17 protein-coding genes and 1 pseudogene are annotated in these 21,228 nt (G+C 37.5%); 3 read left to right on the top strand and 15 right to left on the bottom strand.

Annotation, left to right across the window (positions count from 1 at the left end):
• Window positions 1-225 precede the first annotated feature (225 nt).
• On the top strand, window positions 226-432 hold the full coding sequence (locus tag AC4QJR_RS16120) for a hypothetical protein (RefSeq protein ID WP_496523498.1): 207 nt from the start codon (window positions 226-228) through the stop codon (window positions 430-432).
• Window positions 433-582: 150 nt separating this feature from the next.
• Here AC4QJR_RS16120 and AC4QJR_RS16125 read toward each other — a convergent pair whose 3' ends face one another.
• The 8 genes and pseudogenes from AC4QJR_RS16125 to AC4QJR_RS16160 all read right to left on the bottom strand — a co-directional run bounded on the left by AC4QJR_RS16125 (window position 583) and on the right by AC4QJR_RS16160 (window position 13,047).
• Window positions 583-4,005: a S8 family serine peptidase gene (locus tag AC4QJR_RS16125; RefSeq protein WP_496523499.1), complete on the bottom strand. Its 3,423-nt coding sequence runs from the start codon at window positions 4,003-4,005 to the stop codon at window positions 583-585.
• Between the two features lie 504 nt (window positions 4,006-4,509).
• A complete protein-coding gene (locus AC4QJR_RS16130; RefSeq protein WP_496526695.1) occupies window positions 4,510-5,382 on the bottom strand; it encodes a LysR family transcriptional regulator in 873 nt (290 codons plus the stop codon).
• 284 nt (window positions 5,383-5,666) lie between these two features.
• The gene (locus AC4QJR_RS16135) at window positions 5,667-6,914 is read right to left on the bottom strand and encodes an NAD(P)/FAD-dependent oxidoreductase (protein WP_496523500.1); all 1,248 of its coding nucleotides are present in this window, start codon (window positions 6,912-6,914) and stop codon (window positions 5,667-5,669) included.
• Between the two features lie 269 nt (window positions 6,915-7,183).
• Complete coding sequence (gene ctaG / locus AC4QJR_RS16140; RefSeq protein WP_496523501.1) at window positions 7,184-8,080, bottom strand: cytochrome c oxidase assembly factor CtaG; 897 nt, start codon at window positions 8,078-8,080, stop codon at window positions 7,184-7,186.
• Window positions 8,081-8,225: 145 nt separating this feature from the next.
• Window positions 8,226-9,677 carry a sodium/proline symporter gene (locus tag AC4QJR_RS16145; RefSeq protein ID WP_496523502.1) on the bottom strand — a complete coding sequence of 484 codons (1,452 nt, stop codon included), beginning with the start codon at window positions 9,675-9,677 and terminating at the stop codon, window positions 8,226-8,228.
• 171 nt (window positions 9,678-9,848) lie between these two features.
• On the bottom strand, window positions 9,849-10,562 hold the full coding sequence (locus tag AC4QJR_RS16150) for an L-2-amino-thiazoline-4-carboxylic acid hydrolase (RefSeq protein WP_496523503.1): 714 nt from the start codon (window positions 10,560-10,562) through the stop codon (window positions 9,849-9,851).
• Window positions 10,563-10,999: 437 nt separating this feature from the next.
• The gene (locus tag AC4QJR_RS16155; protein WP_496523504.1) at window positions 11,000-11,731 is read right to left on the bottom strand and encodes a GTP cyclohydrolase II; all 732 of its coding nucleotides are present in this window, start codon (window positions 11,729-11,731) and stop codon (window positions 11,000-11,002) included.
• A gap of 156 nt (window positions 11,732-11,887) precedes the next feature.
• Window positions 11,888-13,047 (bottom strand): annotated as a pseudogene (locus AC4QJR_RS16160) (aminotransferase).
• A 487-nt stretch (window positions 13,048-13,534) separates the two neighbouring features.
• On the opposite strand from AC4QJR_RS16160, the gene AC4QJR_RS16165 reads away from it, so the two are divergent.
• Window positions 13,535-14,773, top strand: coding sequence for a benzoate/H(+) symporter BenE family transporter (locus AC4QJR_RS16165; protein ID WP_496523505.1), 1,239 nt, complete (start codon window positions 13,535-13,537; stop codon window positions 14,771-14,773).
• 192 nt (window positions 14,774-14,965) lie between these two features.
• Here the strand turns inward: AC4QJR_RS16165 and AC4QJR_RS16170 are convergent, their stop codons facing one another.
• The gene (locus AC4QJR_RS16170) at window positions 14,966-15,088 is read right to left on the bottom strand and encodes a hypothetical protein (protein WP_496523506.1); all 123 of its coding nucleotides are present in this window, start codon (window positions 15,086-15,088) and stop codon (window positions 14,966-14,968) included.
• Between the two features lie 286 nt (window positions 15,089-15,374).
• Window positions 15,375-15,938 carry an SCO family protein gene (locus AC4QJR_RS16175; protein WP_496526696.1) on the bottom strand — a complete coding sequence of 188 codons (564 nt, stop codon included), beginning with the start codon at window positions 15,936-15,938 and terminating at the stop codon, window positions 15,375-15,377.
• Between the two features lie 436 nt (window positions 15,939-16,374).
• Here AC4QJR_RS16175 and AC4QJR_RS16180 point away from each other — a divergent pair, with 436 nt between their 5' ends.
• Window positions 16,375-16,644: a hypothetical protein gene (locus tag AC4QJR_RS16180; RefSeq protein WP_496523507.1), complete on the top strand. Its 270-nt coding sequence runs from the start codon at window positions 16,375-16,377 to the stop codon at window positions 16,642-16,644.
• Between the two features lie 65 nt (window positions 16,645-16,709).
• On the opposite strand, the gene qoxD is transcribed toward AC4QJR_RS16180, so the two are convergent.
• The 5 genes from qoxD to deoC all read right to left on the bottom strand — a co-directional run bounded on the left by qoxD (window position 16,710) and on the right by deoC (window position 21,228).
• Window positions 16,710-16,991, bottom strand: coding sequence for a cytochrome aa3 quinol oxidase subunit IV (gene qoxD, locus AC4QJR_RS16185; RefSeq protein ID WP_496523508.1), 282 nt, complete (start codon window positions 16,989-16,991; stop codon window positions 16,710-16,712).
• A gap of 1 nt (window position 16,992) precedes the next feature.
• Window positions 16,993-17,589 (bottom strand): cytochrome aa3 quinol oxidase subunit III, encoded by a 597-nt coding sequence (gene qoxC / locus AC4QJR_RS16190; RefSeq protein WP_496523509.1) that lies wholly within the window; start codon window positions 17,587-17,589, stop codon window positions 16,993-16,995.
• On the bottom strand, window positions 17,589-19,535 hold the full coding sequence (gene qoxB, locus AC4QJR_RS16195; protein WP_496523510.1) for a cytochrome aa3 quinol oxidase subunit I: 1,947 nt from the start codon (window positions 19,533-19,535) through the stop codon (window positions 17,589-17,591). The genes qoxC and qoxB overlap by 1 nt, the downstream gene beginning before the upstream one ends.
• A gap of 66 nt (window positions 19,536-19,601) precedes the next feature.
• Entirely contained in the window at window positions 19,602-20,507 is a 906-nt protein-coding gene (gene qoxA, locus AC4QJR_RS16200) for a cytochrome aa3 quinol oxidase subunit II (protein ID WP_496523511.1), read from the bottom strand.
• A gap of 76 nt (window positions 20,508-20,583) precedes the next feature.
• Complete coding sequence (gene deoC, locus AC4QJR_RS16205; protein WP_496523512.1) at window positions 20,584-21,228, bottom strand: deoxyribose-phosphate aldolase; 645 nt, start codon at window positions 21,226-21,228, stop codon at window positions 20,584-20,586.

Raw genomic sequence — 21,228 nt, forward strand, 5'->3', positions numbered from 1 at the left:
GGATAATTGATTGGGGATGTCTGTTGGTATCATAGGAATGTTCATCTCACCATTTGCGGGCCGTCTGGTTTCCAAATTTGAAGTAAAAATATCTTATATTCCGGTTTATCACTATCTGGTTTTGGAATAGGAATCCAAGGGTTTACTTCAAATTTATATTTTCTTGTCATTGTGAGTGTCTTATTTGTTACCGGTATTTCCTTGACTCTTCCAACAATAATCTCTTTGATTGGACAGTTAGCCGGACATTCCCGTGGTATCGCTGTATCATTTCATATGTTTATGGCTTTTATAGGTGCCTCTATCGGTCCAATTGTATCAATCGAATTATTCAAAATCGGCGGTCATTTGATTACGTTTGCATCATTGGCCGGGATACTACTTCTAAGTCTCATTATTCCGTTCTTCATCCGAATTGAAAAAGGAATTTAGACAAAGGGACAGTCAACCAATCTTAAATGCGTGGACTGTCCCTTATCAAACTTTATTTTTCCATTAGAATGATTAAATACTAACTATACAACAACCTATTTTACTAGAATTTAATCGTTTTTACTCATGGTTTCCCAGCTTTATAGATTTTTATTTGGTTTCATAGGAAACGACGGAGCGAATCATCGGATTGGCATTATCCATATCCCCTGCTATTTTATTCCACTCTCCTTTGTAACTCCACCAAAAGCGTTCTGATAACGAGCTGGAATCGTAACCAAGGCTCGGCCCATATGGATCAGGAGCTTGGGTGCTGAATACAAGGAAATATTCCTTCGGTACGTAAATGGAGTAAGGGCTAAGATCTACTCTGACCCAGCCAGGTACGACATCCGATTTTGCAGCAATTGATTCCGTTAATTTCTTTCCGGGACCTCCTTCAGGTCCAGTGGCATCATATACATCAACTTGAAAATTTTCTCCCCCCGGATTCCTCCATCGCGGGTCGATATAAAACAGACCAGCGGTCAATAATGCTTGTTCCTGTCCATCCTTCAATGAAATTTTTACAGCGGCCTCATCCGTTCCAGAGACCAAAAAGACACCTTCAGCCGATCCATCGTCATAGCCGATTTCACCTTCTGTACCTATATAAGGTTTTAGGTGTATATCAATTGAACGGATGGAATTGCCCTTTATTTCAATCCGTTCCCGCTGGGTATGAAAATTGGGGGCACTCACTTCAAGCGTATATGTTCCGATAAAAGGGTTAAGCGAGTATTTGCCGTTTGCACCCGTTCTTACCGGAGCGACAGCAGCATCTTCAATGAGTTTCACCGTTGCTCCCTTAATCGCTTTTTTGGATTCGCTGTTCTTGACAGTTCCCTTGACGACGCCTTTATCTAATGGTGATAACTGTATATCTACATTGGTCGATGCATCTTTTGTTACTCTCGCAGTTTGAATCTTTTGGTTAAAGCCATATGCCTCTACTAGTAAGTTGTATTCATCTGCTGGCAGCTTCATGCTGAAACTTCCATCCGTTGGATCAGCTGGTAAAGATCTTCCATTTTCAACAATCTGTATTTGCGCGCTAAGCGGGATGAGAACTTGTTTTTCAAGGGTGCCTTGCAGCCTTGCAGCCCCTCCAAAAGGTTCAAATGCAGACGTTGATTGTGAGGGTTGATATACGGTTCCGGAAGGCTTGGCTTCTATGGCAACATCATCTAAGTACCACCCTAAAACTGCTGTCATACTGTCGGAATGGAAACGGTAAGCTACATAAACAGTTTTCCCTGAGAAGGATGACAAGTCGACAGAAACCGCTTCCCATTGTAAGGCTAAATTTCCTTCGTTTGTTTTAGCCACTTGCCAGTTCTTCATATCTTCAGAAACGAGCACTTGGCCCCAATCATTCGCCCCATCGCCGAACGGGGATGGAAATGAAAAGGTCTGTTTAAAGTTAAGGAATACCGCTTCTCCTTTCTTGACTTGGATAGGTGGCATAGTTAGTATAGATTCCTCGTTATTATTATAGGTCCAGGGCGCTTCGGTATTTCTCCAGTCAGGGTTCGAGGTCGCGTACACATTGGTCCCAGAAGGCGCCTTAAGGTACGTAAACATGACCTTTCCCCAATTCCACGAACTGTTTCTACCGGTACTGTACCAGCCTACAGGTGTTGTTTCAAAGTCTGTTGCATCCCCAACCGACAACCCTTCCTTCAGGGGCAGGCTAACAGGGACAGTTGTTGTGGTGTTTCCTGCATAGTCCACAATTTTCCAGTAATACGTAACTTTTTTCCCCTTTACTAGTTCTAAAGGAAGTTCACTTGAATAGGACCCGCTTTTAAAGTTACCTTTAAAAAGTGTGCCTTTTGATGTTTGCTCTGGTGCTCTGTCGACTTGGTAATGAAGTTCCACCGTGGATACGGCATAATCGTCAGAGGCTTGTACCGTAAGTTTTAATGGCGCATTAGCATAAGCATATGGAAGAGGATCATGGCTTGCTGCTGGTTTCTTTTTATCGACGACTTTATAATTTACTTTTCCTACTAGACTGCCGATGCCGTTAGAACCACCCTTAACCATACCTGTTAGGTCAAGAATCCCTCTCCCATAGGCGTCATTTGGGGAAGATGGATAGTTTGAATCGGTTAACTGAATCAATCCGGCATACAAGGTTTCTTTAAGCTTGTCGATCGGCATGTCTGGCTGCATTTGTTTTAAGATGGCAATGGCGCCTGACACATGTGGTGCAGCCATAGAGGTCCCCTGTGCCAATCCATATTCGTTATTTGGGAGGGTTGAAAGAATCCATTCCCCTGGTGCAACCAAATCCGGCTTTATTTCACTGCCGCCATATGGAGAAGGTCCCCTTAAGGAAAACCATGAGATTCGGTTGGCTGAATCCGTTGAGCCAACTGCAATCGCTTCAGGGTAATTAGCTGGATTGGTGATAGAACCTGGCCCAAGTGGCGTCACACTGCTGTGGTTTCCTGCGGCAAAAACCGGTGTAATGTCGGCAGCCACCCATGCTTTCACAACCGATCTAAACCAGTCATTCAAGGTGGAATCTCCACCCCATGAGTTATTAATAATGTCCGGTGCCATCTCTGGATGAGGAGTTCCCTTTTCATCCAGTGGTGCGAGAAGCCATTCTCCTGCTTTTAGCAAGTCTGTATCCAGTGCACCGTTTTCTGAAAATACCTTAACTGCAATCCAGCGTGCCCCTGGAGCCACTCCGGTACGCGTGCCTGTCGCCGGGTCATAGCCGACCATTGTCCCTGTAACATGTGTACCATGTCCAAGTGAATCAATTGGAGCAGGACTATCCCCCACCAAGTCCAGCCAATTGAATGTATGTGTGAAGGTGCCATCCGCATTGTATCCTCGGTATTGTTTCTTAAGTGCCGGGTGGTTTACGTCCACCCCGGTATCAAGGGTTGCGACCACTACGCCTGATCCATCCAACCCATTATCCCATGCTTTTTTTGCCTGAATTTTTTCCAGGTTCCAAGGCAGATCACTTGTTATTTTTTGGACTTCAGATGTCTTCGGTTTAGGCAAGGCATGCTGTTCGTTTAGGTAAATATGGTTGACCTCCGGAAAGGCTGCTATTTCCTGCAAAACCTCTTTCGTGGATGTAAATGAAACCGCATTTACGATGTAGTAGGATTGATCATCCTTCAGTTTGCCTTCAGCTTTCTTTTGACGGATGAAATTCTTGATATGATCCTGTGTTTGTTCAGCATTTGTTTGTAGCCCTGACAAGACAGTTGAACGGACGCGGAGTTTCTCTTGATAGCGGGTAGCTTTTTCTTTCTTAGCCTCTTCCCGCGCTTTATTTGCGATTTGTCCAACATCCGCTTGGTTTTTTAACTCTACAATCACATTCGTGTACTTGTTTTTTTCAAAGGCCTGTATTACTTTTGAGTCAACCTTTCCTTCCATTGGGCTTGGATTCGATAGTCTGTTTAGAGCCGCACCCCCTTTTACAGGAAAGATTGTTTCAAGTAGAAGAAAAATCATCAAAAAAGCTGCTAAATTCAGTTTTCTTCTTTTAATCCCTTTCATTTGAATCCTCCTTTTATAAACTTTATAGACTACTAGACACAATAGTATTAGTATTCTGAAAATATAACAATACAACATTTTTGATGGTATCAATCTAAAATATAAATGGATAATAAAGGATGCGCGGGCTAATCATAAAGGCGTGTAAAGTACCATATTTCTATAATAAAATCCTCAATTGAATATAGGACTGCATAATAAAAAGCTGAAGACAGTTCTTCAGCTCAGATTGTCGAGAAAGGTATCTCTTTCTCGAAAATTTTTATTTTTCTGCCTGCCCAAAGGCTTGTTGATTTCCGCTCCAGGTGCGAAAGGTTCGCGGGCGTGCCGGTGAGTCTCCTCTGCGCTTGGCGCCTGTGGGGTCTCCCCTGCCCCGTTCTCCCGCAGGAGTCTTCGCACCTTCCAATCCAATCAACAGGGAGAATCAACCTGGAGATTGCCATACACTTTTTCCAACCAAGCACCTATTCAATTAAATGCAATCTTTGTACCAAATTTATTATTTTAATGTTTTTCCGTATCGTTTAACCTTTTTATAAAATCACGCGCCGCATAACTTAATATGTTATCATCACGGTGAATAAGATTAATATCTTGACTCGGTATTGGATCAACTATACGAACTACGCTTAATGAATCTTCCCTCACAAAATCAATAATTGAGATTGGTACTATGGCGACCCCAAACCCATTACGTACAAGACTCAATAGCGAAAACGAAGATTCGGTTACTAGACTTTCTTCACATAAGGAAAATCCTAAATTTTTAAAATATAAATCAATCACCTCGCGACAACTGCTTGAAACCATTATTCTACTAAGTCCTACTAATTCGCGAAAGGTAACAAATGGTTTTTTATCCAAAGGATGATTTTTTTCCACAACAAGGACGAACTCTTGGTTATACAAAAAAGTGATTGTTAATGTTTCAGGAACCTGTGAACAACGTGTAATTCCAATATCAATATTATTTTCAATTATTTGGTTTACAACATCTTCTGATTCTATAATTTTTACAAAGATGTTAGGAAATAACTGGTGAAACTGTGTAATTTGAGGTGTTAAATAGTTGAGGTCCTCCAATAATCCTCCAACAGTAAAGAAACCTCTTTTCAAACCTTTTAATTCAATGAATTCATTATGTACTTCATCTAGCAAATGCATGATAGATATACCTTTATCAAATAGTATCTTACCAGCATCTGTAATCTTGATGCCTCTACCAATTCGACTAAATAATGGTATATTAAATTCACCTTCTAAGACACGTATTTGCTGACTTAAAGTTGGTTGTGAAACATTCAACACTTCCGAAGCTTTAGTAAAACTACCACTATTACAAATTTGAATAAAATACTCTAACTGACGTAATTCTATTGTAAAACCTCCTATTTAGTGAAATATCGCTGCCTTTGTGGTCAATTCAAAACGAATGGTGAATCTGATAGGAAAAATGCAGATAGCTTCCCATAGGAGGCTATCTGCATTTTTTTCTTCTGTAGGCAAACCAATTCCAGTTTTAACCACTTAAACTCGGAAGAACCCTAGGTTCTTTAAAATTACGGCTAATTTGCAGGGCTCTCCTCATTACATATTTACCATTAATCATTTAATTTAACTCTACTAAAGGGTCAATTTAAAGGTCCAATTTAATTTGTAAATTAAACAGTTTCTACTCTAAAGCGGTAAGGCAAGTTATCCTCAAGCGTATATATATAACTTGGTTGGGCTTCTTTTAAAATATCTTCTTTATCGTCTAAAGGAGGAACGATAAATTTTGTGTTAACCTCTATTTTCACTCCCTTAGCGTCCTTCCCCTTCATCATTACTTTTCTATCCCATCCATCTGTCACCAATCCTCCCCATTCTCCCAGATCTAGACATGTACAATAGTAAGGATGACCGTATGGTAATGAATCTTTTTCGAACAGGTCGCTTGTCAAATTATAGCCGACAAATTTCCCTTGAGGAGAGGCATGTTGGCATGACATCAAAGCAACATGAGTTTCATCTGCTAATACATTGGCACAGTCTCCAGCAGCATACACATCCTCAGTGCCTATTACACGTAAAAATTGATCAACAGGCAACCTGCCGAAATGATCACGTTCCACTGGGAAATGAGAGGTTAGAGGACTTGCTTTTACTCCTGCTGTCCAAATTGTAGTTAACGCAGGAAGTTTTTCACCATTACTTAGTTCCACACCATCCTCAGAAATGCTTTGTACAGATACTTTTGTGATCGACTCGATACCCAAATCAGATAGAGCCTCTTTAATTACTGCACGAGATTCTTCGCTGAAATCCGCAGCAATGTCAGAATGATCAACTAATAGAATACGAACAGCCGAAGGGTCATCCCCATTTTTTTCTGCAATACGTTTTAGCATGGAGACCATTTCTGTAGCGACTTCTAGACCAGTAAAACCGGCACCAACAACGATGGACGTATAGCATCCTGCTGTAGATCTATTTAATACCAAATTATCTAAGTGTTGATGAAGTTTACTTGCATCCTGGTATGTATCAACAGAGAAAGCATGCTCGTTAAGACCAGGGATATTCGGTCTTTGCAAAATACTCCCTGCAGCCAGAACTAGTTTGTCGTATGGCAATGTTAAAATATCAGAAGAGCTTGAGACGGTCACTGTTTTGTTATCGAAATCAATACCTTCTACGTTGCCTTCAATATTTTTTACCCCGATCGGTTTAAGGATTCTTTCAAATGGTATACGAACTTGAGACAAATCAGATTCATAATTTCTAGGACGCATATTTAAGAAAGAATCTCTACTTACCACGGTAACTTTTACTTCATTCTCCTTTTCTAGTTCAATCGCTCTTCGAACTGCTCCTGCTGCACTCCAAAAACCTGCAAATCCCCCACCGATAATCATAATTTTTTTCATGATTCATTCTCCAATCGTGTTTAATTTTAAAAAAGCAGCTAAACAATGATGAGACAAATATCCATTGCAGCCTAAGTTATGATTTTGTTCTTGTCTATCACTCTACTGTTGTTTTGTTATCACTCCATTCTTTAATCACACTCTTATATATAACGAATCTCTGATTCCTTTTGTGACATCCTTGTAATAAAAAACGCAAGAGCCATTAAGCACTTGCGTTTCTTGATATCACTATCAATATCTTTTCATTTGCACAGTCTCAAGTCGAATTATGATTGCCCACGTTTTGTTTCTTCTAATGCTTCCTCTTGGTCTTTACGGTACCAATCGGCAAAAATTTTAGCTATAATGACCGCATATACAATTTCCTGTACCGTCTTCATGAGAATTCCACCCAGTTGTTGGTCCTGAAGAGGACCTAAGGGATTAAACATTTTTAACAGCTCAGGTCCAGCAGATCCCAGCCTCGACAAGGATGACGGGGTTGCGCATAAAGTTAATGCATTGATCCAAGTCTCTGGGTCGGAATAAGTTTGGTATATTGGTTTATCTGCAAAGATAATTAGAGCACAAGCTGGCAACATCAGTGCACCATTTGCAAACATATATCCTGTCTTAAGGATCCCTGACATGTCTTTAGTTCCATTCAAAGTATTTAGAATTGGCCAAAACATGAAAATGGCAAGTAAAAATAAGAGAGAATGGATAAATGCATGATAGAAGGTATTGGTTTTTGAAAAATCGAGTATAAACGGAATATGGTAGAATGAAAAACATACATTGAACAAAAGCATAGCAATGAAAGGTTTAAAGAAACGAAACAATAGTTTTATCATCCTGGTGTCTAACGCACATCTCCATAACCAATCCGGTATCCCTTTAATAAAGAGAATGGGAGTAATTAACAATAGGAAAGCCATTTGAACCATATGCATCGTCAGCATCATGTGGCTCATCAAATCGATTGGTGACCCTTTTATTAGATACAAAAGGAGGATAAATCCAGTAAAAAAGGCTCCCTGATTTATAGTAAGTGGGTCACTCTGTTTAAAAGATTTTCTATATTTCACCGTGATGAGGTAATAAAGAAATAGAATTATTAATAGAATCGAGGCGAAAAATGGGCTCCAAAGTGAGCGAAAATCAAATAAATAAAATATTGTCATATGTCACTCCCTAATATTCATTGAAAAAATGTAAGATCGATGATTAAACCTTCCATAAAGCCGTTTTCCTCTTAATTTGTCTAAAGAACAAATATAAATACTTCATGGTAACATAATGTCATCACTCTATTAATATTTGGATTCTTTAAACAGTTTTATGTTGTTTATCCGGCCAATAAAGACTTACCAAAATTCCGACGATTAGACATATAATGAATGTGGAAGCTTTGGCTGAAACGATAGCTTCTAATGGTGAGATTGACCATAGAATAGCACTTAAAAAACCTGTTATTATGGTTACAACTACGCCTGTGCCAGATGTTTTTTTCCAATAGAAGATAAGTAGGATAATTGCCGAGAATGTATTGCCGACTCCTGCCCAAGCAAAGCTGACCATATTATAAATAATGGAACCGGAGGCTAATGAAATTACAATACCAACCAATCCACTAAAAATAACCACTAATCGGGATATTTTCACTAAAGTTGTACTCTTAATAGAAATCCCCATTGCTTTATGAATGATATCTTCACTAATTGATGTTGTAATAACTAGTAATTGAGAAGAGGCGGTAGACATAATGGCAGCTAATATTCCGGAAATGATGATTCCTGAAACCCAAGGCGGTAATAAATCAAATACCATATGAGGCAGAATCATTTCAGAATCTTCAATTGTCCCCTGTTTATAGATAACAGCAGCAAAAATTGCTGTTAAAAAAGCACCAACATAAACAATTAATGTCCAACCGATAGCTACCGTTTGAGCTGTTTTAAGCTCTTTTTCATCCTTTAGGGCCATAAACCTTGAATTTAACTGCGGTTGCCCGCCAAGCCATCCAAAAAACCAAGAAAGATTGGTGAATAACATGGCTCCAAGTGCGAGTCCCATTAACCCTCCAAACCAATTATCTGCACCATCTCCCATTCCAGTAAGTGCAGTTGAAATGGATAATCCATTTTGTTGAATTTCAAAATATCCTGCGATAGGAACAATTATAAATGCCAAAAGCATTAAAAAACTTTGAATAGTATCTGTCCAAACCACCGACATAAAACCACCCATGCAAGAGTATGTAATAATAATGAGTCCAATTATTACTGTTCCAACGGTAATATCGAGTCCTGAAAACGAATATAAAGTTTTACCCACGCCGGAAAATTGGGCGGCAAGATAACAAGTAAAAAAGATAACCATGATGATCGATGATAACCAGCGAATCACATTACTATGATTAGGAAATCTTACGGCTATATAGTCTGTTAAGGTATACACATTATATTTTTTGGTTTCCTTCATAAATCTTTTTGCTAATACAAGCCATGAAAAGAGAATTCCTAGAAACATCCCAGATAAAATCCAAATTCCTGACAATCCTGTTGTATAAATAAAACCCACTGCTCCCAGGAACATATAAGCTGATTCTCCAGTAGCTCTTTCAGAAAACGCTAGTGCCCAACCAGGTAATTTATTACCTCCAAGAAAATAATCAGCGTGGTCTAAATCTTTTCTACTAAAATACACACCCACAAGTAACATTAAAAAAATGTATACGATAATTTCGGCAAAAACAACTGTTGAACCTGAAAAATTCATTTCTTTACTCCTTTTTAATTTCTAATTAAACTCATTGGAATAGTGAGAATTAAAAGTAAACTGAGTGACAATAATCAAATGTTTTAAAGACAACTTCTAAAAAATAGTAGAGCCTACTAAAACACATCAAGGCTCAGTAATTCCTGTAAAAGGCTCGTTAATCGATGGTTATCAATCATTTTGTTTCTCATCATCCTTTAATTGAAAACGGAAATGGCATTGTCCATGGTTCAAAAGAAACTGATCATGTACGACTTTAAATTTATTGTTATACCCGTGAGCGATAGCATCGTCAATAATCCTGCAATAAACAAGTCCGTATTTATGCATATCATCATCCGCCCATTGTTGACCTAACGGACATACTATAAAGGTTTGCTCAATCTCACCAGGTGTAAAGTTCTCCTCAATAGTAAATAACTCACTTCTGCCCATGTCATAGTTTGGTAAGTAATTTTGAATCGTATTATTTTGCCCGTTTATTCTGGCTCTTTGAGCAATCCCATAACCCCGATTTTCGCCAAACTCCCAAACTGCTTCTTCCATTATTTTTTCACCTTCATCTCCATATGAATCAACAATTACTTTCGTAATTTGAGCAAAAAGTCTGGCGAATAAGGTAAAAGAATTAAGATTCTGATATTTATTCTTAGTATTATGGTCCTTAGGAATATAATCAAATAATCTGTGAGTGTCCCCCTCTATTACAGCTTTACTAGCAATATCCTCTGCATCTTTATAACCAAAATTTTCAATTCCCTGTTGGAGAAGCGCTTTGCCTTTTTCCCCAAATTTAGCAACAACCGTTTTTTCGATAGAAGTAAATAGTTTTGTTGTCATGACTTCCATCGAATATGGTGCAATATTTTGAAGTTCATTACTCATTAGTTTCACTCTCTTTCATGAAAATAAATAAAAAAATAAACACAATAATCCTTTTTCTATTTTATAAGAATTAAAGAAAATTGAACCATCCAAAATATATATAAAAAGACCATCCACTTAACATATTAGCGTATTTAACTACTTTTACTTTTAAAAATTTGTCGGATTGATTGGACACCGTTCTGTTGGGGGATGTCGTGCATCTACCTATAACGCTGTTCCATATGAGGAATGCAAGGCATTAAGTGAACTTATGATTGAATTTCAAATGAAAAATGGATACATAATTAAATTTCAAACTGTTTTTTTATCATTAAAATAACGTTGTAAAAAGAAGATCCCATATTAAAAAAGGATCTTCTTTAATTTCTCTAAAATAGTTCCATATCTAATGGGTAACGTCCACCATTAACGGTAAATGTTTGTGTATACTGCCGCTAAGCCATATGCTCTGATTTTCTGATTTTCGTCTGTAAATATTTTTCATTGTACTCGGAGATATCACCCCATAAAGGCGACCTACCTGTAACAGGCAGTCCTGCCTCTTTCAACGCTTTAAGCTTTTTTGGATTGTTTGTAATCAGAGTAACAGGATTTGCTCTTAGTGCTTTTAGTACATCGATGGCTTCATCATAGTTCCTTGAATCATCAGTAAAACCAAGCTCCTCATTCGCTTCAACAGTATCATAGCCATTTTCCTGAAGAAGATAGGCGATAGCCTTGTTAAATAATCCTATTCCTCTGCCTTCATGATTAGCTAAATAGAATACCGCTCCCATTCCGTGCTCGGAAACCATCTTCATCGATTGTTTAAGCTGGAAACCACAATCGCAACGCTTGCTGCCAAAGATATCTCCTGTATGGCAGATTGAGTGCATTCTAATTAGCGCATTCTCGCCATATTCAAAATCTCCATAAACAAGGACACTTGATTGTTGATATTCTGCTAGATTTAGAGACGTTAACTGATCAATCACACGCTGGAAATCCTCTGTCCCGTGCTCGCTCTTCAGCCAGCTATACCATTTAAACTCGACCGTTTTCCCGTCTAAATTAACAGGCAGCTTGATTGGTCCAACCAGATAGATCGCTTCATTGCCTTTTTTTATCATTTTAATTTTATCTTCTAATATAGTGAAAACATTTGAGTTTATTTGAACTTGTTCCACTAGAATTCCCCCGATTCGATAGTTTCGTAGATTTATGATATCAATTATTTTCTTTCACGGGCTGGATCGTAACGGAATACCTCTGATTCTCGTTTACAAAATGGAGTGTAATAACTTGTCCCCACCCCATTCGGTTCAGGTACCTTCTTTTACACTTTATAAATTTTCTAAAAATTGTCCCATTCTTTTCATCGCCTCATGCAGTTTTTCCATTGAAGTTGCATAAGAGCAGCGGATATGCCCTTCTCCACTATTTCCGAAGGCACTTCCGGGTACAACTGCTACCTTATGTTGAATTAGAAGTTTTTCCGCAAACTGTTCTGACGTTAACCCAGTTTGGCGAACCGATGGAAATACGTAGAAAGTACCTTCTGGTAAATGACAATGTAATCCCATTTCATTTAGTTGGTTTACTAGAAAATTACGTCTTTCACGATAGGAATTTCTCATCTAATTATATATCTCTGTCCATTTCTTAAAGCTTCAATTGCTCCGTATTGAGTTATGGATGGAGCACTTATGGTTGCGTGTTGAAGGACCTTTACAATTGGTTGCGTTAACCACTCAGGAGCACATATATATCCTAATCTCCATCCAGTCATCGCAAATGCTTTTGAAAAACCGGATACAAGAATCGTCCGGTCTCTCATTCCCTCAATGGAGGCTATCGAGCAAAAGGTGTCTTCTTCATATGTCAATTCAGCATATATTTCATCAGTAATAACCAATAAATCATATTTTACGATTATTTCAGCTAATGCTTCTAATTCCTGCTTTTTCAGCAAACTTCCTGTAGGGTTATTCGGAAAACAAAGAATAATTGCCTTTGTTCTTGAGGAAATGCTTTGTATAATTTGTTCAAGTTGAGGTTTAAACTCGTTTTCAAAGGTAGTAACAATTGGCACAGGTTTCCCCCCAGCCATTGCAACCAATGCCTCATAAGCAACATAGCTAGGTTCAACTATCAGCACTTCGTCACCTGAATTAATAATAGCCCTCAATGAACCATCTAAGGCTTGACTACCTCCTACCGTAACAATTATTTCTGTATCAGGTGAGTAGGAAACTTGAAAACGGTTACCCATATAATATGAAATTTCCTTACGTAGTTCTATTAATCCTTCTATTTCTGTATTCGTAGTATACCCTCGTTCAATAGATTGTATAGAAGCATGACATATAGACCAAGGTGTGATAAAATCCGGTTCTCCAACTCCTAATGAGATTACTCCTTCCAAACTATTAGCTAAATCAAAGAAACGACGAATACCAGAAGGTTTTATTTGTTCCATTCGAGAGGATAGATACGATTTCATAGATGTATACCACCATTTTTAATTATCTTATTAACTGTTCTTTACTACCAAGTTTGCAGCAAAAATTAGTAAGGTATCCTGCCTATCTATACAATAAAAATGCCAAAATCTACTCCTTTCTGACCAACCTTCAATAAGAAAGCAATCATTAAGATTACCTTTCAATCTATATTAAAGAAACATCAGATAAAATAACCATCCAATTACCTATTTATTCAATCATCCTTTTCCGAAAAGACAAGATTTGTTCCTTAATAACAAAAATATCAAACAGCATATCTTGTTTAATAAATGGTTTTTTATTAGAAAAATAAAATGTGATTCGTAATAAAAAGTGGATGCGAATAAAAGATCAAAATTGGGTGGTTTAAAACTTTCAAAATCTTTTATGATTATTGAATAGCTTCCTATTGCAACTATTACATAAAAGGAATAAATTGCGAATGGAACTTACAGTGATTTTTTAACTAGGAAGGAGCATTTAGGTATGAGCCTTATCCAAGAAAAGGGCAAATGGAGAAGGAATATATTTCTTCTGAGAGATTTAAATAACAAAAATATAGCTGCGGGGACAGTTGCGGGAATATTCGTTATAACAGGTCCATCTGCTCTAATACTAGAAGCTTCAACAAATGGAAGTTTTAGTGCAGCACAAAATATACTCTGGATATTTGCGGTTTATGTAATCGGAGGTATATTGGGAATTTTCCTTCCTTTATACTACCGAATACCTATCGTTGGAGGTCATACTTTAACAGGAACTGCATTTCTTGCCACTATGACAGGTCAGTTTTCTTTTAATGAATTAATAGGTGCATACATCGTTTCAGGACTATTTATATTAGTGGTTGGATCACTTAGTATTTTTTCAAGATTAGTTAAATTGGTACCTAGGGAAGTTATTTCCGCAATGCTGGTAGGAATGATTATGAAATACATGGTAAATTTCATCATTTCAATAACCCAACTTTTGCTCGTTGGAACTATTTCTTTGATTACTTTTTTTGTTTTTAGTAGATGGAGGACAAAAATTCCCCCTGTGATTGCGGCAATTGTCATCGGGACAATTGTATTATCCCTAACCTATCCCATAAATATAGGTGATATAGTTCTTGGAAAGTTTCTTCCGCAAATTCAAAAGCCGAATTTTACTACAGTCAGCATTCTTTCTGTATCGATACCACTTGCATTATTAATTTTAAGTAACGATGTGGCGGTTGGAGTAGGTGCATTAGAACAAAATCAATATCGTACTCCCATTAATCGAATTGTTTCATTAAGTGGAGTATTTTCTGTTATCTCAGGCTTCTTTGGGGGGCAATCTGCAAATATAGCCGGTATGGCAACTGTCATTTGTTCGGATGAAGAGGCAGGTCCGAAGGAAAAAAGATACATGGGAGCCGTCGTTGCTGGTGTTCTATTATTAACTTTTGGGTTATTTTCATGGAGACTTGTTCCTTTTATTCAAGCATTACCGAAAGAATTTATCTCCATAATTGTGGGATTTTCACTTCTTGGTGTGTTCGGTAAAAATATCCATGAAAGTTTCTCGAATCCATCAATGAAAACAAGCGCAACATTCGCCTTAATTATTTCCTTATCCAATATAACTATATTAAATATAAGCTCCCCGATTTGGTCCTTATTGATAGGCACCTTAATTGCTAGATATATTGAAAAGGATCCAATGGGGAAAAGGGAGAATAATAGAAAAAGAACCGCTTAAAAAGAAAAGTAACCAATCCATTAATTTATACAGAAATGCGTTTAAAGAGGCTTTAAAATACTAAAAAAGAAACGCTAAAACCTTCGTTTTAGCGTTTCTTTTTTAGTTATCTATACGGTGTAACAATGGTGTGAACAACCTTCTATAAATCTATAAACCTTTTTTATCAAAATAGGACCTCAAAAGCTGATATTATTTTGTAGCATGAACCTCTATAAATTCATCATCAGCTTCAATGCAACCTTTAATGATGGCATATGTCGCCCAAACACTTCCAATAATATAACCAAAAGAAAATAGGTATGCAAAGAACATGTGAACTCCCCCTTTTATTTAACAATCTTTTAAATATGAATGCATCATTCCAGGCGGTTAATTGGCATTAACCTCACCCCTATAATAAGAAATTTAGATAGAATATGAACCATCCAATATCCATGTATTTTGACCATCCATATCAACTTCCATGAAAAATCCAAAAACGACAAAAAGACGTGAATTTCACGTCTCCATTTTTCGTTGATTATATGATTTGCTTTATTTGTTTTCGCACTTGCCCCCTACTCTTAAAGGCCCACCATCGATTACAAATATCATTATCTTATTTTAATAAAATACGTATATCTCTTATCATATCGTCATAAGGCACAGTCATTCCATCATAATCTTTCACGACACTCCCTTTTTGATCAATAAGATAAAAGGAAGTGCCATGGATGACTTGGTTATCTGTTCCTGGTTTTTTCACAATAGTTTTAAAATTCTTTAATGCATATTCTTCAATAAATTCTTGTGAATATCCTGTTAACAGGTGCCAATTTGACAATTCTCCATTAAATTTCATTACATATCCTTTTAATTCTTTAGGAGTGTCTACTGATGGGTCGACACTAAACGAAACGATTTCCACGTCTAAGCTTTTCTCTTTTAACATACCTTGTAGCTTCGTCATATTTGCCGTCATAGGCGGACATACGGTTGTGCAATTGGTAAAGATAAAATCTGCGACCCACACTTTCCCTTTTAAATCTGTTAAACTTATATCTTTTTCTACTTCTGTTTTGGCATGGAAATCGTCCAATTTCCAATTTAGTGGATCTTTTATTCCTCCTTGGCAGCTAGTCAGGAGTATAATGCAGAAAAAGGATAGACAGATTTTAACAATAAGCTTCACAATTTTACCTCCTCTATTAGTAAAAAAGCCATTTTCTATAGGAAAAAAATGACTTTTTTTAGGAAAGAGAATATTATTTCCTCCGCTCCACGTTCTCTTGCTACTCGTTGTTAACTATTAATTTTAAAAGCATCGGGGGGAGTATGCCTTATACGATTATATTAATAGAAAGAAGATTGAATTTGACCATCCAAATGGAATAAAATACTTCCATCCACTTTAGAAGAGAAGACATTTTAATTCAAAATTAATTCTTATTAATTCCGCAACAAAGTTTTGACAATTTTGTGAACAAAGGGAATAATAGTTATATAGGGGAAGTGGCAGAAATGCTCCTTACAAAAAAATACAAGATTATTATGTTTACCAAATATAAAAGCCATTTTATGTTTTTCCAATAATGTATCCCCATACAAAGGAGGACATTATGATGAATTCACATTTGAAAATATTAAATACAACAAGATGGGCCGGCGGTATTACATTAATGATCGGCATCATGATCTTTTTATACGGTTTAATAAGCGATTCTTATCCAGTCATTGGTATTGGTATAGGAACCATTGTAGGAGCCGTTCTTTTTTTCCTTATGGGGATGTTCTTTATTACAGCCGTGGAGATGGTAGAAAACACTTCAAAGGGAATTGAAATTCCACGAATGAAATCAAGAAATGGATTGTATCTAGTAAAAAAATAATCATGACTGTTAGCAACGTATTAATACAAATGAAAAGAGAGCGTCCAAAGACACTCCCTATCTTCTTACATATCCCAGAGAAAGATTAGCAATGTGCCAAAAATCGTAATCAAGGCCATGGCAATCATAAAACATACTTTAGCGTATATTATCCATTTATCTTCTGTTTCACCAGCATGCATGAATACAACGAGCTGAAGGAATGCCTGAGCAAATGAAGTAGTAACAAGGATAGTTATACCTGCTGCAAAAGACAAATCCAAAAAGTAAACTGTAAGAGCGACTGCCGATAATACGAGGGAAAAGACAAAACCCATTATTTGTTTTCGCGGAAATAATTCGCTCATATTACATCATTCCTTTCAAATAGATGAAGCTGAAGATAAAGATCCAAACCACATCTAAGAAATGCCAATAAAGAGAGAAGATAAATGATTTATTGGCTGCTTCCGGAGTCAAGCCCCTTTTATTTATCTGGATAAGAATAGCTGCTCCCCAGAATAAACCGAAAGAAACGTGTGCGCCATGTGTTCCTAATGTAGTCATCAGAATGGCGGTAAATGCACTGGTTTGCAGTGTAGCCCCTTCATGAATATACGTAATAAATTCATCTATTTCAAAGCCAAGAAAACCTAGACCAAGAAGAAGTGTAATCACAAAAAATGTCAGCATCGCTTTTGTGCGTCCAAGACGCATTGCATGAATACCGAGCCCGATTGTAAAACTGCTTGTCAATAATAGTAATGTTTCAATTAAAACAGGAGTCATCTCGAAAATTTCAGCGCCACCCGGACCATTTCCAATTCTATGCTCTAACGTAAAATACGAAGTAAAAAGAGTGGCAAATAGCATAATTTCAGCTGCTAAGAAAACCCAAAAGCCAAAAATGTTCAGTCCGTTTTGTTTTGTACTATATTCTAATGGAAGCGAGTGGTCGATTTTCATTAGTTAGCACCTCGCAATTTTGTTTCAGTTTCTTTAATTTCGTTAACAGAAATATAGCGACCATGATCTTTCTCAAATGAGCGATGGAACATACAAGCAAATATAGCAAGGGTTGAAATAATGGCTGGAATCCACAATGAAAATACTAATGAAAATCCCCATACAAAGAAAATGGCGCTCAGTATAAATGGAACCCCGCTATTACTTGGCATATGAATTTTTTCCCAATTTCCCGGGAACAGTTCATGACCTTTTTTCTTTGAATCCCAGAATGCCTCAATAGAAGCAACATGAGGTGTAACGGCAAAATTATATTCCGGTACCGGAGTAATGGTAGCCCATTCAAGTGACCGTGCATCCCATGGATCAGCACTGATATTTCTAGATGAATAACGAACGCTGTAGTAAACGTTGTATACGATTAAAGCAAAGGCGATTGCCATTATGCCTGCGCCTACAAATGAAACCATATTTAATGGTCCATAACCAGTCGTCTCAGAATAAGTGTACATACGGCGCGCCTGTCCGTCTAAACCAGTGATGTACATTGGGAAAAAGGCTAGGCAAAATCCGATTGATAGAAGCCAAAAGGTCCATTTGCCAATTCTTTCATTTAACATAAAGCCAAACATTTTCGGCCAATAGTAGGTAAGCCCGGCAAGCATGGCAAATACAACGCCTGGGATAATCACATTATGGAAATGAGCTACTAAGAACATGGTGTTATGGTATTGGTAGTCAGCTGCAGACATCGCAAGCATAACCCCTGTAACCCCGCCGATTACAAAGAGTGGAATAAACCCAATCGTATACAGCATTGGGACAGTAAATCGAATCTTTCCTTTCCATAATGTAAATAACCAGTTAAAAATCTTAACTCCTGTAGGAACCGAGATGGCCATTGTTGTGATCGAAAAGAAACTGTTTGCCAAAGCCCCTTGACCCATTGTAAAGAAATGGTGGGCCCAAACCATACATGATAAAGCTGAAATGATAACCATTGAACCAACCATCGATTTATAACCATAAAGGTTACGGCTGGAAAAGGTTGAAATAATTTCGCTATATATCCCAAAGGCAGGCAATACAAGGATATATACTTCAGGATGTCCCCAAACCCAAAACAAGTTGGCCCAGAGCATATCCATCCCGCCATTCGTAGATGCAAAGAAATGGGTGCCAAAAAGTCGATCCATGGTTCCCATAGCAAGTGCGACTGTTAATACAGGGAAAACTGTTACAATGATCAGATTCGTAACTAAAACAGACCATGTGAACATCGGCATTTTCATTAACCTCATGCCAGGTGCTCTCATCTTAATAATAGTTGTTATCATGTTAATGCCTGTCATAAGTGAACCTAGGCCGGATATTTGAATAGATAACATATAATAGTTCGTTCCGACCGATGGACTTAACTTATTCCCTGCAAGTGGAAAATAAGAAGTCCATCCTGCATCTGGTGAACCTCCGACAACAAAGGAGATATTAAAAAGCATCGCTCCGAAAAAGAATAACCAAAAGCTTAATGCGTTTAATCTAGGAAAAGCAACATCACGCGCTCCAATTTGTAATGGAACAAGATAGTTCATAAAAGCAAAGATAAATGGCATTGCCATAAACATTAGCATGATAACCCCGTGTGTTGAGAAGACTTCATTATAATGCTGTGCATCCAGCAGCTTATTATCTGGTACCGCAAGCTGGGCACGCATCATTATGGCATCCACTCCCCCCCGGAATAACATTATCAAGGCTGAGAATAAATACATAATACCAATCCGTTTATGGTCCACTGTTGTTAACCATTCACGCCATAAATATCCCCATTTTTTAAAATAGGTTAAGCCCGCAATAATGGCAATCAAGGTAAGTCCAATCGCAACCATTGAAGCATAAATTGCGATACCTGTATGCGGTACGGCAAAACGTTCTAAGAATTCCATCCTTTATTAACTCCTTTCGAGATTATTTATGTTTTATCATGAGATTATTACATAAATGATTACTATTTACTCGTGATGATCGTGTTCGGGCGTTTCTTTTTGCATGCTTTCTTTATTAGCTTTTTCAGGTCCATCAGACCCACTGTGATTATGTTCAGGAGGAGGATTAAAGCCTAAATGAGTGCCTGTAAATGTCATTTGTCCAAAATGACTAGGTTTTAATAGCTCATCAAATTTATTCTCTGTTAAAGGCTTTGCCGTTTTCTTCACATCTTTTACCCATTTATCAAAATCCTTTTGAGGCATTGCCGTTACATTGAACGTATTTTCTGCAGTTCCCTTACCGCTAAAGCTGGCGTTACGTCCCATCATTTCACCTGATTCATCAGCAGCTAAGTGCAATGTTGTAACCATATCAGCCATTGCATATTTTTGCCCACCAAGCTGCGGAATCCAGAAACTTGTAATTGCACTATATGAATATATCTTAAATTCAATCGGACGGTCTGTTGGAATGTACAAATAGTTAACCGTTTCAATATTTTCTTCCGGGTAACTAAAATGCCATTTCCAATCAGAGGATGAAGCATAAATAACTAAAGATTCCTTATCCTGATATGCTATTGGTTTTGCTTCTACAATGTAATTGCTTTGAACAGATACGAATGATAAGTAAGAAACAATGATGACAGGAATTCCTACACAGATTGCCTCTACCCAGTTCTTTCCTTCAATGTGAGGCGGTTCATAGTCTGGGCTTTGCTTTGAGGCACGATACTTAATTAACATATATATCAAAATTGTGAAAACAATAATCACAATAAATGACATGATGCTGATGGATAACACAATATCATTGGCTTGCCTTTGGGCTTGAGGCCCTTTTGGATCAAGGACCATAAGCGGCTCACATCCTGTAAGCACTGTGATAATAGAGAAAACAAACAGCAATAAAACACTTTTTAATTTCATATAATACCCCTTTCTTTAATCTAAGAGATTTCCAAGTTTTATGTTTTATAGAATGTAATTTATTTCACAAATCAAACTATAATCCAAGAATCTTCACGGCAGAACTAGTACCTATTCTTGATGCACCTGCCTCGATCATTGATTTTATATCAGCAATGTCACGAACGCCCCCCGATGCTTTAACCCCAACATTAGGCCCGACTGCTCTCCTCATTATTTCAACATCTTCTACAGTTGCTCCGTTTAAAGAAAATCCTGTTGAAGTTTTGACATAGTCTGCCCCGGCTTTTACAGAAATTTGGCATGCGCGAACTTTTTCTTCTTCTGTTAGTAAGCAAGCCTCTATAATTACCTTAACTAATGCTCTTCCTTTTGAAGCATCTATAACCACTCGAATATCTTGCTCTACCAGTTCATCATTTTTATCTTTCAATGCCCCAATATTGATTACTGTATCAACTTCCGTCGCGCCATTCTCAATTGCATTTTTGGTTTCAAATGCTTTTGTTTCGGGCGTATTCGCCCCTAAAGGAAACCCTATGACCGTACACACATTTATATCCGAATCGCGCAAAAGGTCTGCTGATAATCTTACCCATGCAGGATTTACGCATACAGAAGCAAAACCATATTGCTTTGCTTCTTGACATAAATTAACGATTTCTTTTTCTTTAGTAATAGGTGAAAGTAATGTATGATCTATTAATTTTGCAAAGTTCAT

This window comes from Neobacillus sp. BP17 (assembly GCF_059579525.1).